The sequence below is a fragment of the Sphingomonas sp. SFZ2018-12 genome (assembly GCF_022496715.1).
GTDB lineage: Bacteria > Pseudomonadota > Alphaproteobacteria > Sphingomonadales > Sphingomonadaceae > Sphingomonas.
Genome location: NZ_WTFM01000001.1, coordinates 848,801 through 863,111, shown reverse-complemented (window position 1 = coordinate 863,111; position 14,311 = coordinate 848,801). Strand labels below are relative to the sequence as shown.

Annotated in this window: 12 protein-coding genes; all 12 read right to left on the bottom strand. The window is 69.5% G+C overall.

Translation table 11 applies throughout. The features are described from left to right. Positions 1 to 43: 43 nt before the first annotated feature. From GO308_RS04005 to GO308_RS03950, 12 genes are read right to left on the bottom strand one after another with little or no spacing between them, the layout of a single operon-like run. Positions 44 to 1,240: a DUF1343 domain-containing protein gene (locus GO308_RS04005; RefSeq protein WP_240883940.1), complete on the bottom strand. Its 1,197-nt coding sequence runs from the start codon at positions 1,238 to 1,240 to the stop codon at positions 44 to 46. Next, on the bottom strand, positions 1,237 to 1,758 hold the full coding sequence (locus GO308_RS04000) for a DOMON-like domain-containing protein (RefSeq protein WP_240883938.1): 522 nt from the start codon (positions 1,756 to 1,758) through the stop codon (positions 1,237 to 1,239). Before GO308_RS04000 ends, GO308_RS04005 begins: the two co-directional genes overlap by 4 nt. Positions 1,759 to 1,813: 55 nt before the next feature. After that, complete coding sequence (locus tag GO308_RS03995; protein WP_240883936.1) at positions 1,814 to 3,700, bottom strand: XrtA/PEP-CTERM system amidotransferase; 1,887 nt, start codon at positions 3,698 to 3,700, stop codon at positions 1,814 to 1,816. Next, a complete protein-coding gene (xrtA, locus tag GO308_RS03990) occupies positions 3,700 to 5,226 on the bottom strand; it encodes an exosortase A (protein ID WP_240883934.1) in 1,527 nt (508 codons plus the stop codon). The genes GO308_RS03995 and xrtA overlap by 1 nt, the downstream gene beginning before the upstream one ends. Next, complete coding sequence (locus tag GO308_RS03985; protein ID WP_240883932.1) at positions 5,223 to 6,425, bottom strand: TIGR03087 family PEP-CTERM/XrtA system glycosyltransferase; 1,203 nt, start codon at positions 6,423 to 6,425, stop codon at positions 5,223 to 5,225. Before GO308_RS03985 ends, xrtA begins: the two co-directional genes overlap by 4 nt. Before the next feature lie 8 nt (positions 6,426 to 6,433). Beyond that, complete coding sequence (locus GO308_RS03980) at positions 6,434 to 7,498, bottom strand: FemAB family XrtA/PEP-CTERM system-associated protein (protein WP_240883930.1); 1,065 nt, start codon at positions 7,496 to 7,498, stop codon at positions 6,434 to 6,436. Next, complete coding sequence (locus tag GO308_RS03975) at positions 7,495 to 8,370, bottom strand: XrtA system polysaccharide deacetylase (RefSeq protein WP_240883928.1); 876 nt, start codon at positions 8,368 to 8,370, stop codon at positions 7,495 to 7,497. The genes GO308_RS03980 and GO308_RS03975 overlap by 4 nt, the downstream gene beginning before the upstream one ends. A gap of 14 nt (positions 8,371 to 8,384) precedes the next feature. Continuing rightward, entirely contained in the window at positions 8,385 to 9,458 is a 1,074-nt protein-coding gene (locus GO308_RS03970) for an AAA family ATPase (RefSeq protein WP_066549235.1), read from the bottom strand. 31 nt (positions 9,459 to 9,489) lie between these two features. Then, on the bottom strand, positions 9,490 to 11,136 hold the full coding sequence (locus GO308_RS03965; RefSeq protein ID WP_240883926.1) for a hypothetical protein: 1,647 nt from the start codon (positions 11,134 to 11,136) through the stop codon (positions 9,490 to 9,492). Next, complete coding sequence (locus tag GO308_RS03960; protein ID WP_066673408.1) at positions 11,133 to 12,074, bottom strand: exopolysaccharide biosynthesis protein; 942 nt, start codon at positions 12,072 to 12,074, stop codon at positions 11,133 to 11,135. The genes GO308_RS03965 and GO308_RS03960 overlap by 4 nt, the downstream gene beginning before the upstream one ends. Positions 12,075 to 12,087: 13 nt before the next feature. Further along, positions 12,088 to 13,629, bottom strand: coding sequence for an XrtA system polysaccharide chain length determinant (locus GO308_RS03955; RefSeq protein WP_066481170.1), 1,542 nt, complete (start codon positions 13,627 to 13,629; stop codon positions 12,088 to 12,090). A 13-nt stretch (positions 13,630 to 13,642) separates the two neighbouring features. Continuing rightward, on the bottom strand, positions 13,643 to 14,263 hold the full coding sequence (locus tag GO308_RS03950; protein WP_066481171.1) for an XrtA/PEP-CTERM system exopolysaccharide export protein: 621 nt from the start codon (positions 14,261 to 14,263) through the stop codon (positions 13,643 to 13,645). Positions 14,264 to 14,311: the final 48 nt, after the last annotated feature.

The following is a 14,311-nucleotide window of genomic DNA, read 5'->3' as shown; positions in this document are numbered from 1 at the left end:
TTAGGGCCACCGCGCCCGCTTCGCAACGCCCGGCGGCCGGCGCTCAATAGATCAGGTGCGGGCGTCGGGCGTCGATCCACGCGGCCTCGTCCGGCTGCACGATCGCATCGAGGTCGCCCGGCTGCGCGGCCGCATCGTCGACCCATTCGCGCAGCGCCGGCCCGCCGTTGATCACGTCGATCGCCAGCTTCTCGAACTCATATTCATAGGGGAAATCGCGCCACAGCGGATAATCGGGGTAGAGTGCGCGGATCGCCTTGAACGCCAGCGCCTGCACGCGCCACGGCCGGAATGCCTGATGGTCGTAGCCCGGCCCCTCGGCGTGCAGGAACACGCCGTGGCACAATTGCTCGGCATGCTTGTGAAAGGTCGGCTGGAACCAGGTTTCGCGCAACGTGACGCCATGCAGCCATTCGGGCGCGATCGCGTGCATCCGCGCGATCACCGCGCGCGCATCGATGTCGGGCGCGCCGAACAGCTCGAGCGGCCGCGTCGTCCCCCGCCCCTCGCTCAGCGTCGTCCCCTCCAGCATGACCGTGCCGGCATAGGCGCGTGCCATGTTGACGTTGGGCGCGTTGGGGCTTGGATTGATCCACACCCGGTCGGTCGGCCAGCCGAAACCGGGGGCGGCATCGGGCTGCCACCCCGCCATTTCGATCACGCGGTAATCGACGTCGAGCTTGAACTGATCGATGAACCAGTGCCCCATCTCGCCCAGCGTCATGCCGTGGCGCATCACCATTGGCCCCGCCCCGACGAAACTCTCCCATCCCGCATTCAGGATATTGCCCTCGACCGGGCGGCCGGCGGGATTGGGCCGGTCGAGCACCCACACGCTCTTGCCGTGCGCCGCCGCAGCTTCGAGCACGTAGAGCAGCGTCGTGACAAAGGTGTAGATGCGGCAGCCCAGATCCTGCAGGTCGACCAGCATCACGTCGAACGTGCCCATCGACTGCCCGGTCGGCCGCCGCACTTCACCGTACAGGCTGAAAACGGGCACGCCATAGACCGGATCGGTGAAGTCGGGCGACTCCATCATATTGTCCTGAAGGTCGCCGCGCACGCCATGCTGGGGGCCGAACATCGCGGAAACATCGAGGCCCGTCGCGATAAGGGCATCAACGCTGTGGGTCAGGTCGGCGGTCACCGAGGCCGGATGAGCGAGGAGCGCGATACGGCGGCCCTGGAGGGGCCGGCGCAGGTCGGGGTCGGCGAGCAGCCGGTCGATGCCAAAGGTCATGGCGCCGTGCCTGCCGCGAACCGGTGCGCGAAGCAAGCCTCGTGGTGAAAATCGGGCTTGCCCGGCGGATGCGCGAGCGCCCAGTAGCTTTTTCGGCCACCCGTCTCCTCGATCACCGCGCTCAGCCCGATGCACACGGGGGCGTCGCCGATCGCCTCCGCGGGCAACGCGACCTGCCACGCCGCATCGCCGTCGATCGCGGCGACTTGGGGCGCTTGCGCGAGGTCGAGGGCACGCATTCCCGCGCGATAACCTTCGAACCGATAGGCCGCCCAGCGGGTCGACGGCGCGAAATTGAACTCCGCATAGCCGCTCCCGCCGTCGGGCTTCACGAACAGCTCGAAACAGGTGTGCTGCCAAAGCCCATCGGTGCGCTCCGGCGTTGCAAGCGGCGGCACGACGAGCGTATCCGCGCCGAGGACACGAAACACCAGCCGGTCGGGCGCGAACGCAACGGCGATCGCCCGCACGTCGCTAGCGGGGGTATCGGGGTGACACTGAAGCGAGAGCGGCGTCATCGACCGGACAATAGGCCGAACCGATGTCCGATGCCCAGCCGTCATGCCGGGCGCGCTATCCGGCCAGCCGGGCGAGGCTGCGGTCGAGCATCAGCAGCTGCCACAGCGTCCGGCCATGCTCGGCGCGTCCGGCGCGATGATCGACGGCGATCCGCTCGATTGCGCGGCGGTCGAACCAGGCGAGGAGGTGCGGCGAGGCGGCGAGCGCGGCGGCCTGATCGACCAGCGGTCCGCGGAACCAAGCACTGATCGGCGTGACGAAGCCCATTTTCGGGCGATACAGGATGTCGCGCGGCAACCAAGGCCGCAGCGCGCGCTTCATCAGCCATTTGCCCTCGCCGCCACGCAGCCGCATCGACACGGGCAGCGTCGCGGCGAATTCGATCAGGCGATAATCGAGCAGCGGCTCGCGCGCTTCCAGACTGACCGCCATGCTGGTGCGGTCGACCTTGGTCAAAATGTCGCCGGGCAGCCAGTGCTTGAAATCGGCATATTGTGCGCGGTCGAGCGCATCGCGCGCGGGTGCCGACGCCATGGTGTCGACATAGCGCTGCTCGCCGCGATACACGCCGATCGCGCGGTGCATCGCGTCGCCATACAGCCGCCCACGCAGCTCCGGCGTCGTCACCCCGACTGCGCGGGCATAGGCCGCCCCGCCATGCTCGGCGAGCGCGAGCAGCGTCGTGCGTGCGCGCAGCGGCCGGGGCGCCCAGTCCGCCTTGGGATAGGCGCGGCCCAGCGTACCGAACACGCCGCTGCGCAAACCCGCAGGCACCAGGCCGCGCACCCGCTCCTCGGCTGCATGAAAGCGATAGCGGCGATAACCGGCAAACGCCTCGTCCGCGCCGTCGCCCGACAGCGCGACCGTCACCGTTTCACGCGCGAGCGCGCAAACCTGATAGGTGGCGAGCGCGGAGGCGTCGGCGAACGGCTCGTCAAAAGCGTGGACCAGCGTGTCGATCAGCGCAAAGTCGTCGGCGTCGACGCGGCGGACGCGGTGATCGGTCGCAAAGCGCGTGGCGATCGCCGCGGCATATTCGGTTTCATCATGGCTCGCGGTGTCGAAGCCGATCGTGCAGGTCTTGACCGGCTGGCGGCTTGCCTCCGCCATCAGCGCGACGACCGCCGAGCTGTCGACCCCGCCGGACAGGAACGCGCCCAGCGGCACGTCGGCGATCATGCGCGACCGCACGGCGGTACGCAGGTGATCGGTCAGCTCGGCGGTCAGGTCGGCCGCGCTGCCCCGCGCACGACGCGAGAAGTCGAGATCCCACCACTGAACCGGCGCCGGCACGGCCCGGCCGCGTTCGAGCCGCAGGAAATGACCCGCCGGCAACTTGCGCACCCCCGCGACGAAGCTCGCATCGTCGGGCACATAGCCGAGCGCCATGAAGTCCTCGATCGCGCGCGGATCGACTTCGCGCCGGACGAGCGGGTGAGCGAGCAGGCCCTTGAGTTCGGACGCAAAGGCGATCGCGCCGTCGGCCAGCTCGATATAATGGAGCGGCTTCACCCCCATCCGGTCGCGCGCCAGGAACAGCTGCCGCCGCGTATTGTCCCACAGCGCGAGCGCGAACATGCCGTTGAGCCGCGCCAGCATGTCCGGCCCCCACGCGCGCCAACCGTGCAGCAGCACTTCGGTATCGCTGTCGGTCCGGAAATGCGCGCCCAGCGCCGCCAGCTCGGCACGCACCTCGCGGAAGTTATAGATTTCGCCATTGAACACGGTGACGAGGTCGCCATCCGCGCTCGCCATCGGCTGCGCGCCGCCGCCCAGGTCGATGATCGCGAGGCGGCGATGGCCGAGCGCGATGCCGGGCGCCGCCCAGACCCCGGATCCGTCCGGCCCGCGATGCGCGAGCGCATCGGTCATCGCCGCGATCCGCGCCGGCTCGATCGGCTTGGGCGTGCCGGGGTAGAACAACCCCGCGATACCGCACATCAGCGCGCGCAGCTCGTGACGCGATCCGCGAGGCGATCGACCGGCCCCGCCGCGGCCAGGAAGTCGGTCAGCGCGGCGCGGCTGTCCTGCCCCTGCCGCTCGGCCGACGCCAGCACCGCGACCGCGCGCTGCGGCCCGCCGGTCAGCTTGAGCTTCAGCGTTTCGAGCTTCACGCGGGTCGGAGAGGCGGTGACGACATCGCCGATGCGATACCATGTCACCGTCTCGCGCTCCACCGGCCCGGCGGCGGTCATCCGGATCGCCCTGCCCCCCGCCAGGTCGGGCAGGTCGGCAACGCGGACCCAGCGATCATTCTCCGCGATCGCTCCCTGGCCGAACGCGGTCAGTTCATGCCCTTCACGCTGGCCGGCATAGACCGCGATCGCCAGGTCGACGGTGCGGCCGCGCGCATCTGCATAGCGGCCAATGAGCCGGTGATCGGCGGTCGGGTAATGCGCCTGCCACGGTGCCGCGCGGCTCAGATTGACGCGGGTCCAGCCCGGCACCTGCGGCAGATCGAGCTGCGCGGGCAGATCGTCGACGCGATGCCCGACCTTGTACGCCAGGCCCGCCGCGAACACCGCGAGTGCGATCGTGCCCGCCGCCGCCATCGGCAGGACGAGCCGCGGCCCGCGCACCGGCGGCAGCGCGTCGGGGTCGAACGCCGGGGCATCGGGATCGCGATCGAACCAGCGCCAGCCGATCGCCATGACGCCCGCCATCACCAGCGCGAAGAAGACCCAGCCATAGACGATATGGTCGAACCCGGTTGCCGCCTCGACGCCCACGACCGACGCCGCGCCGATCGTCGCCGCCGCGCGCACGCCGTTGGCGAGCACGGGCACGACCAGCGCGACCGCCATGAACGCCGCACGCCGCCGCCAGCTGGCAAAGCAGATCCCGGCGACCAGCGTGCCATAGGCGATCATCGCGATCAGGAACTTGTTGCCCGAGCACGCCTCAGCCACCTCGAAATAGCCGTGGGGGGTGGTGATCAGCACCCCGTCGTTGATCGCGGGCAATCCGATCAGCTGCAGCTGCGCCATGACCAGCCGGACCGTGATCGCCTGCATCGGCTGCTCGAGCGTTTCGCCGAACGGGACGAGGAAGAACATGTAGCCGAGCGGAAAAAGCAACCCGCGCGTTACCTGTGGGCCGAGCAGGGTGAGTACCGCCGATTGCAACATCGCCACCAGTGCGACGTGGCGGACGATGGCGACGCCCGCAATGTCCCCCAGGGCCCAGAGCGCGCCGGCGAGCGCCATCGGCACCAGCCCGGCAAGCCAGCCGGTCGGGGTCAGCCGCGCGAGCTCGCGACGGCGCTGCCACGCCAGCCAGCCGACGATCGGCGCGACGAACAGGCAGTGGCCGAAGGTCGTGCTTTCCCAATAGATCACGGCCAGATCGCGAACGTCGTGCGCAAAGAGGATCAGCAGCACCGCCCAGGTTGCGGCGAGCGCGCCGAGATGCACGCGCCAGCGCACCGCGATGGCGGGGGCGGCGACGATCGGCGCGACCATCGTCATGCGGCGGCATCCGCGGCGGCCGGCGCCAGCCCGAGCAGGTCGTCGAGCGGGGCGAGCCGCGCCGGCCAGGCATAGCGCGTCTGTACCCGCCGGCGCGCCGCCTGGCCCAGCGCGACCGCGATGGCAGGATCGTCGAGCAGGTCGCCGATCGCGCCGGCGATCCGCGTTGCGCCGGCGCCGACGCGCAGCGTGCCGGCATGGTCGATGCCCGTCGCCGCTTCGGTCGATGCGACCACCGGGCGCGCCATCGCCATTGCCTCCAGCACCTTGTTCTGCACGCCGCGCGCGATTCGCAGCGGCGCGACCACCACCGCGGCGGCGGCAAGCCAGCCGCGCACATCGGCGACCGCCCCCGTCACCGTCACGCCGGGCAGCCGGGCCAGCGCGCGCACCGCTTCACCGGGCTGGCGGCCGACGATCGCGAAGCCCGCGTCCGGATGGCGCCGCCGCACGAGCGGCAGGATGTCGCGCGCGAACCACCGGACCGCCTCGATGTTGGGCGGATAGTCCATCTGGCCGGTGAAGACGATCAGCGGCCCGTCCGCCGCCACCGGGTCGAATTGGGCGGCGGGGTCGAAGAAATCGGTATCGATGCCGTTCTCGACCGCGACGATGCGGCCGATGCCGCCGAGATTGCTGAACAAGGCCGCCTCGGCGTCGCTGACGAAGAGGCTGGCGGTCGCCGCCTGCGCGACGCGGCGTTCATAGGCACCGAGCAGCCGGGCCTCGCGTGCGTAGAGCCAGCGCAGCGGCCAGCGGGCGGCGCGCGCATAGTCGGCGAACTTGGCCGAATCGACATCGACGAAATCCATGACCGGCGCATGTCCGGCGGGAACGTGCTGCGCCATCTGGCCGGAGAACACGAACACCCGACCGACCGGCGTGCGTGACGTCACCGCCTCGACCGCCGCCGTCACGCGCGGATCGGCAAAGGCGGTCAGCGATACCGGGCGCCCCTGCGCCAGCGCCTCCACCGCCGCCCGTGCGCGCGATTTGGTGCGCGGGATGATCGTGGTGCTGACGGCAAGGTCGGCCAGCGCGGCCGTCGCACCCATATCGGCCGCGTCGTCGGCAAAGGCCACCAGGTGCACGCGCGCGCGTTCGCCGAGATGGCGGAGCAGATGATAGCCTCTGATCTTGTCGCCGCGATCGGGCGGCCACGGCACGCGATGCGCAAGGAAAAGGATGTCGCCGCTCACCTGGGCGCTCACCCCAGCCCCCGCGCGATCCACGGGCCGATCGCATTGGCGACCGGGAGGGGAAGCCGCTGCCACGCCGCGATCTGCAAGCGGTATTTCGGGCTCAGCGGATTGATTTCACGCGGCGCGGCGCCATCGGCGGTGCGGGTGAAATAGGTGAGCGGCTGTCCGGCAAATCCCCAATTCTTCTTGAACGCCGCCGGGCCGCTGCCGACCTTCGACCGGCCGAAGTCGAACCGGGTGCACCCCCGCGCGCGTGCATGCCCCATCAGCGCGAAGTACATCCGGTCATTGGCGCGCAACGCCCGCGCGCTATGCGTGCCCCCGCCCCAATAGGGATAGACCGTGCCGCGCCAGTAAAGGCTGAGCACACTCGCCACCGCCACGCCCCGATGGCGCACCGTCAGGATGTCGGCCGCATCGCCGAAACGGTCGAGCACTTCGGCGAACAGTGAAGCGGGAAACACCGGCGTGCCCAGGTTGCGCACCGATTCGGCATAGACCGCATAATGCTCGCGCCGCGCGCGCGCGTCCGCGCCGACGGCGACCTCAAGGTCGAAATCGAGCGACTTGCGCACCTCGGCGCGCTGCTTGCGCGGGATGGCGAGCAGTTCGGCGTCATCGTCGGCGGCAAGGTCGCGGACATGGCCGAGATGGTGGCCGCTCGCGACCTGCCACTTCGCCCCGGGCGCATCGCCGCCGCGCAGTTCGACGGTGGGGCAGCTCAGCCGTTCTGCCAACGCCCACGCCACCGTCGCCAGGTCGCGTGCGACCCCGGCACCCCCCGCCAGCACCCCCCCGCCGACCGCGAACCCGGTCGACACCAGCGCGCGGCCGAACAGCGGCGAATGAATTTCGGTGAGCGGCAGCACGCCCGCAAGCGAGCCGTCGCCATGTTCGGCGATCAGCAGGTGCGCGCGCTGGCCGCAGCCTTGCGCGACCGCCTCGTTCCACGCCGGCAGGTGAAATGGCGTGCCATCGGGGTGCGCGTCGACGAATGCGGTCACGCGCGCGGCATCGCCCGGCGTCGCCGCGCGCACGGCGACCGGGCGCTCGATCAGGGCCATGTTCATGCCAGCCGCGCCGCTTCCCGCGCGGCGACCGCATCGACCCGCCCCCAGCGATGCCCTGCAAGCAGCGTCGCCAGCTTGCCCCGCATCGCGCCAAGCCGGCTGTAATGGCGGAGCTTCGACCGGAGCGGCGCGTCGGCCACGCGCGGCTGATCGGGATCGATTTCCCAGGGGTGGAAGTAAAAGATCGCCGGCTGCGCGTCATCGGCGTTGCACCGACGAATCGCCCGGTGGGTCAGCGCGGCCGGAAACAGGCGAAAAAAGCCGCCGCCGGTGGGCGTATCCTTCCCCAGAAACGGCGCGGTGGTGATCGGCAGCTCGATCAGCGGCGAATCGGCGAGCGGCCGATGCGCACGGCGCGGCGCGTCGGGCCAGCCATAATGATCGTGACGCACCGGCGCGACGCTGGAGGAATAGGCATAGCCCTGCTCCGCCAGCACCCGGTGCGCCCACGGCGTGCGCGGATCGATCGAGAAGGATGGCGCGCGATAGCCCGTGACGGCCACGCCGCCCGCATCCTCCAGCGACGCGCGCGCACGTGCCAGGTCGTCGCGAAAGGCGTCGGCATCCATCGTGAACACGCGGGCGTGCGCCCAGCCATGGCTGGCGAGTTCGTGCCCTTCCGCCACGATCCGGCGGATCATCGCCGGATAGCGCGCCGCAACCCAGCCGAGCGTGTAGAAGGTCGCCTTGACCCCGGCCTCGGCGAACAGGTCGATAACGGCGTGGGTGTTGCGCTCGACACGCGGTTCCAGCGCGTCCCAGTCGGCCGGATCGATCACGCGCTCGAACGCGCCGACCTGAAACCAGTCCTCGATATCGACCGACATGCCGTTGACGACACGGACATCGCCCAGCGTGGGATCGTGCAGCATCGCGGCGACCGGGCTCAGGCCGCCGAACCGCGCAGCGACGTCAGGTCGATCCGGCGGTGATCGCCCTCGACCCAGTCGACCAGCAGCGCGAGCACGCGGCGGAGCGCGGCGTCCTGTTCGTCCATCCGCGCCTCCATCGCCTCGATCCGGGCGACGATTTCTGCCAGCTTGGGCGGCGTCGGGTCGGCGGCCGCGCGCATCGGGCGCGGTTCGTCGGCGACCGGTACGCCCGTCAGCGGCAGAGACGCGGGCTCGGCCGCATCGTCATCGGTTGCGCCCGCATCCTCGCTCAGCTCGGCGGCGACGGTTTCGACGTCAGTATCCTCGAACTGCTCGATCCCCTCGACCGCGCCGAGCAGCATCACGCGATTGGCGATCATGTTGAGCCGGCGGGGGATGCCCTCCGCCCATTCATACATCGCCGCGACCGCCGCCTCGGTGAAGTCGGGGCGCCCGTTCCAGCCGACCCTGGACAGCCGGTGAATCAGGTAGGGCGCGGCTTCTTCGGGCTCCATCGGTCCCAGATGATGGATGGCGATGACGCGCTGGCGCAGTTGCTCGAGCCGCGGCGAGTTGAGCAGGCGACGGAACTCGGGCTGACCGAGCAGGAAGATCTGGAGCAGCGAATGGCCGGCCACCTGGAAGTTGGACAGCATCCGCAATTCTTCGAGCGATTCGATCGGCAGCGACTGCGCCTCATCGACGATCAGCAGCGTGCGCTTGCCGGTGCGCGCGACCGCGTGCAGCCCGCGCTCGATCGCCGACAGCAGCTGCGACTTGGTCATCCCCGCCGAAAGCACATCCAGCCCCGCCGCGACCAGGTGCAGCAGGTCGCCGGGATCGACCTGGGTCGTCACGATGCGGATGACGTTCAGCCGTTCGGGATCGATCCGCGCCATCAGATGCCCGACCAGCGTCGTCTTGCCGGTGCCCGGTTCGCCGGTGATGACGATGAAGCCTTCGCTCTGGCTCAGGCCATAGCCGAGATACGCCATCGCCTTCTTGTGCGTGGCGGTCTCGAACCAGAAGGACGGATCGGGGGTCAGCGCGAATGGCCGGCCGCTCAATCCATAATGGGTGTCATACATCCTTGCGTCTCCCTGGGCCGCGTGACCCGGATCAGAACCGATATCCCAGGCCGACCAGCGCCTGGCCGACCAGGTCGCTGTCGCCGCCTTCCTGATCGAAGCTGTAAAGGCCTAGCGCCGCGGTGGCGCCCAGCCGGCCGAAGCTGCGCGAATAGCTGGCCTGCGCGCCCGCGCCTGTGACATCGCCGGTGAAGGCGATGCCGCTCGAATAATAGTTGAAATACACCGTCGCGGTCAGGCCCGACCGGCTGTCCAGCGCGGTCGCGGCAAACGCCTGGATATAGGCGCTTTCGTCGACCGTGCCGTCGACGGTGAAGCCCTGCGCCAGATCGGGCGCATAGAAGCGCCGCCGGGCATAGCCGCCGCCAAAGCCGACGCGGGTCGCCGCACGATTGATCGCATAGACCACGTCGAAGCCGCGTGCCCGGAAATTGGCGGTGGCGATCGACTGGAGCGCGGAATTGAGGCAGCCGCCGAGCGCGCCGTTGGCACCATTGCCGCCGATACCGCCCGATCCATTGCCCTGCGCCAGCACGCAGCCGTTGAAATTGTCGCCGAACGCATCGTCGCCCGCGACGAAGCTGGTCGGCAGTTCGGCAATCGCACTGTTCAGCTGGCGGCCGAAGCCCTGGATGCCGTCATAGACGCCGACCTGAAGCCCCGATCCCGGCCCGGTCTGCCAGCTGAGCGAACCGATATAGGTGAGCGAGTCGTACCGCTCGCCGACCCGCGCCTCCAGCACGGTGCGCGGGCTTGGTTTCCACACCACGCCCGCATCCCAGAAAATGCCGTCGAAATCGAACGCGATCAGCCGGGGCGATGCGGGGTCGGTTACGAAGCGGCCGTTGCGGTCGGTCACCGGAAAGCCGGTCGCCGGGTCGATCAGCGCCGCGCGCTGGTCGATGCGGATATTCTCGTAGCCCGCGCCGGCCACCAGCGCGACGGTGCGGCTGACCGGCACGACGACATCGCCGCGCAGATACTTGCCCTCGAACCGCTGGTCGAGCTGGCTCGCGTCCTCGCGCTGCCATGCCCCGCTCAGCGTCAGCCCGACCGGCAGCAGGGTGCCCGCGCGGGTGCCGATGCTCGCCAGCGCCAGATGGCTGGTCGATTCGTCGAAATTGTCGAGCGGCGGCAGGCCGCCCGGCACGCCCTCGAACCCCGGACTTTCGACCTTTGTATAGCCGAAGCGGTACAGCGCGTTGAGGTTTGCCGGGCCGACACGCTTTTCCAGCGTCGGGCCGGCATAGGCCGAGAAGATCTGCGCGATGTTGTCGACATTGCCGACCAGATTGCCCGGCGCGGCACCCCGGATGTCGGATCGACCGCGCGTCGCGATCGCCCCGCCTTCGACCGTCAGCCCCGGCGCGACGAGCAGCGCGCCGCGCGCCAGCCCCGAATGGATGCTGCCGTCGTTCAGGTCGTCGTCCCACGAAATCCGCTGCTCGAAGCGATAGCTGACCTGCACCTCGACGCGGCGCGTGCGGGCGACCGCGTCGATCCCGACCGCGATCGTCGAATAGGTGAGCACGTCGCCGTCATCGTCCAGCTCGGCGACGAGCACCTGCCCCGCCTCGATATAGGGCGAGACGCTGACCCGACGGTCGGCATCCTGGGCATGTGCGGCGGCGGGCCACAGCAAGGCCGCCAGCACAGCCATGAGCGCGGCGCGGATCATCCTGCCAGCTCCTCGCCATAATAGCTGCCGAACCGGCCGTCGCCCGACATGAAGGTCGCCGCGTTGAGCAGCAGCTGGATATGCTCGCACCCGTCGAGCAGCGCGACCGCCTGGCGGATATCGCTTTCGGTCGTGCGATCGGCGCGCACCACCATCATCGCCTGGCCGACGTGCAACGCGAGCACGGAAGCGGGCGAGGCCGACAGGATCGGCGGCGAATCGAAGATCACGATGCGGTCTGGATTGGCGGTGGCCAGCGCGTCGAGCACGCGCCGCGCGCGTTCGCTCGCCAGCAACTCGGTGTCGTTGGCCGACCGCGTGCCCGCACCCAGCACGCTCAGCTTGGGGATGTCGGTTTCGATCACGCACGATTCGGCATCGAGCGCGGAATCATTGAGCACGTCGAGCAGGCCCGGCCCCGCGTCGATCCCGAGCCGGTCGAGGATGTCGGGCTTGGCCAGGTCCGCATCGACCAGCAGGATTTCGACATCGCGCTCGGCCGCCATCGAGATAGCGAGGTTGGTCGCGCAGAAGGTCTTGCCCTCGTTGGGCCGGGCCGAGCAGACCAGCACCATGCGCGCGCGGTCGGCATTCTTGCCCGCGGCGGCGCGCGCGGTCAGCAGCAGCTGACGCTTGGCGAGGCGGAATTCCTCGGCCAGCACGTCGACCGGACCGCCCGGCACGAGCATGCCCTGTTCAGCCAGGCGCGCGCGGTCGATGGTGGCAAATCGCCGCGATACCGGGCGGGGTGCCGCCTGCTTGGCGCTGTGCTCGGGCACGGTCGCCGGCGCGGGCGCTATGACCGGCATCGGCGGAATGTCGAACGCCGCGGGCGACAGCGCCGCGACCGGGGCCAGCGTCTCCGCCTCCAGGCCGAAATGCTCGGCGGCCCGTTCGATCAGCGATCCCTTCAGGCGCCGGGGGCTGTGGTCGTTCATCTCGGCTTCCCCTTCACGCGCCCGGCCCGCGCTGGAGGATTTCGGCCGCCAGCAAGGTCATGAACACGAAACCCAGGCCGCTGATGGCCCCCGCGAACTGGCGAAGACGCTTGCGGCGCAGCGTGGTCTGCGCGGCGGACACGACCTCGCCGATCGATCCGATCACCGGCAGGCCGCTGGCCGCCGCGAGCCGGGCGGCGGTGGGAAACGTCGTCTGGATACGGCTCATGCCGAATGCCGCCGCGACCCCCGCCGCCATCCCGAGCACCAGCACGCCGGTCAGCAGCAGCGGCCGGTTGGGCGATGTCGGCGTCGCGGGCAGCGACGGACCGTCGATCACGCTGAACTTGGTCGCATCGGTCTGATTCTGGACCTGCGACTGGAGCCGGATCTGCTCGCGGTCGTCGAGCAGCCGATCATATTGCGCCTTCATCGATGCAATCTCGCGGTCGATCTGCGCCTGTTCCGACGCGGCCTGCGGATCGGCGGCGAGCTTCGCCTCGAGGAGCGCGATCTGGCCGCGCAGCGTGTCGCGCTGCTGGGTCAGTTCGGCGACGCGCGCGCTGCGGTCGGTCTGCATCGACTTCAGCTGGAGGAACAGCGGATTGGCGCCGCCGGCGGCACCCGCATTCAGCGGCTCGTTCTGCGCGGCGGCGCGCGCAGCGGCAAGCTGGTTGGCCAGCGCCACCATATCGGGGTGCGACGCGGTCCACCCGCGCGCACGACCCTCGGCAATCTGGCCTTCGATCGCGGCCAGGCGCGCGCGTGCGGGGCCGGCGATCGCGGTTCCCCCCGCGCCTGCAGAGGTCGATCCCGTCCCGGCGAGCTGCGCGTTGACCGAATTGAGGCTGCTCTGCGCCCCGGCAAGGTCGCTTTCGACCTGTGCGATCTGGCTGCGCGCGGCCGACACCCGCTCGGTCAGCGTGCCCGTGCCCGGCAGCGTCGAGAGATACTGGTTGGCAAAGCTCGACCGGCGTTCCTCGGCATCCTGCAGCCGCTGCTGCCGATCGGCGATCTGGTCGTCGAGAAACTTCAGCGCCTCGCGCGTGTCGTTGCGACGGCCGGAGAGATTCTCGTCGACGAAAATCTCGATCATCTTCGTGACGACCGCCTGCGCGATGCGGGCGGAATTGTCGACGCCCAGCGCCCCGTCCGACACGGTCGCGGAGATTTCAAACAGGTTGTCCTGCAGCGCCGTGACCTTGATCACCCGCTGCAGTTCGGCCGCGCGCGCGTTCAGGTCGCCCGGCGACTTGACGGTGGCGTTGATTGCGGTGCCGCGCACGACCTTTTCCAGGTTGCTGACCGATGTCAGCGTCTGGCGCACGCGGTCCAGGTTGCGCGCGCTCTCGGCCTGCCCCGACGCCACCGTTTCGGCGGGCAGGATGTTGCGCATCTCGACGACGACGCGCGCGACTGACTGATACTGGTTGGGGATCAGGCTGACCGCGACCCAGCCGATCAGGCACACGCCCCATGCCACCGCGAGCGCGATCCAGCGCCGCGTCCAGATGCCGTGCAGGGCAAGGCGGACTTCCTCGTAAATGCTACCCACGCGGCCGGCCCCTTCAGAACATGCTTTCGGGGATGATGATCACATCGCCGGGTTCGAGGCGGACATTGGCGCGCGTATCGCCGTCCTTCAGCAGTCGGCCGATACGCAGCCCGAACTCGCTCTGCTTGCCCGAATCCTTGTCGAAGCGGACCAGCCGGGCGCGATTGCCCGCGGCATATTCGGACAGCCCGCCGACCGCGATCATCGCGTCGAGCAGCGTCATGTTGGCGCGGTACGGGATCGATGCGGGCTTTTCGGTCGCGCCGACGATCCGCACCTGCTGGCTGTAGGTGCCGGAGAAATTCTCGACGATCACCGAAACCAGCGGCTGGTTGATATATTGCGACAGCGCGATCTTCATGTCGTCGGCCAGCATCGCCGGCGTCTTGCCGACCGCGGGCATCTCGCTGATCAGCGGCGTGGTGATGCGGCCATCGGGGCGCACCTGGACCTTGGCCGACAGTTCGGGATTGCGCCAGACGAAGATGTTGAGCTGGTCCAGCGGCCCGATGATATATTCCTCGCCCGGCTGCTCATTGGCGGCGACGAACGCCGCGGGGGGCAGCTGGGGCCGGGTGCCCGTGGTGCAGGACGATGCCAGCGCGGCGATCGAAACCAGGCTGATGGACGTCATCGAACGCTTCACGGATCGCTTCCTCCTGATACGCACATGGCCGACCGC

Bases quoted from the DNA above. Each gene is read 5' to 3' on its own strand.
- GO308_RS04005 (WP_240883940.1), bottom strand. From the start codon at position 1,240: ATGACCTTTGGCATCGACCGGCTGCTCGCCGACCCCGACCTGCGCCGG.
- GO308_RS04000 (WP_240883938.1), bottom strand. From the start codon at position 1,758: ATGACGCCGCTCTCGCTTCAGTGTCACCCCGATACCCCCGCTAGCGAC.
- GO308_RS03995 (WP_240883936.1), bottom strand. From the start codon at position 3,700: ATGTGCGGTATCGCGGGGTTGTTCTACCCCGGCACGCCCAAGCCGATC.
- xrtA (WP_240883934.1), bottom strand. From the start codon at position 5,226: ATGACGATGGTCGCGCCGATCGTCGCCGCCCCCGCCATCGCGGTGCGC.
- GO308_RS03980 (WP_240883930.1), bottom strand. From the start codon at position 7,498: ATGAACATGGCCCTGATCGAGCGCCCGGTCGCCGTGCGCGCGGCGACG.
- GO308_RS03975 (WP_240883928.1), bottom strand. From the start codon at position 8,370: ATGCTGCACGATCCCACGCTGGGCGATGTCCGTGTCGTCAACGGCATG.
- GO308_RS03970 (WP_066549235.1), bottom strand. From the start codon at position 9,458: ATGTATGACACCCATTATGGATTGAGCGGCCGGCCATTCGCGCTGACC.
- GO308_RS03965 (WP_240883926.1), bottom strand. From the start codon at position 11,136: ATGATCCGCGCCGCGCTCATGGCTGTGCTGGCGGCCTTGCTGTGGCCC.
- GO308_RS03960 (WP_066673408.1), bottom strand. From the start codon at position 12,074: ATGAACGACCACAGCCCCCGGCGCCTGAAGGGATCGCTGATCGAACGG.
- GO308_RS03950 (WP_066481171.1), bottom strand. From the start codon at position 14,263: ATGACGTCCATCAGCCTGGTTTCGATCGCCGCGCTGGCATCGTCCTGC.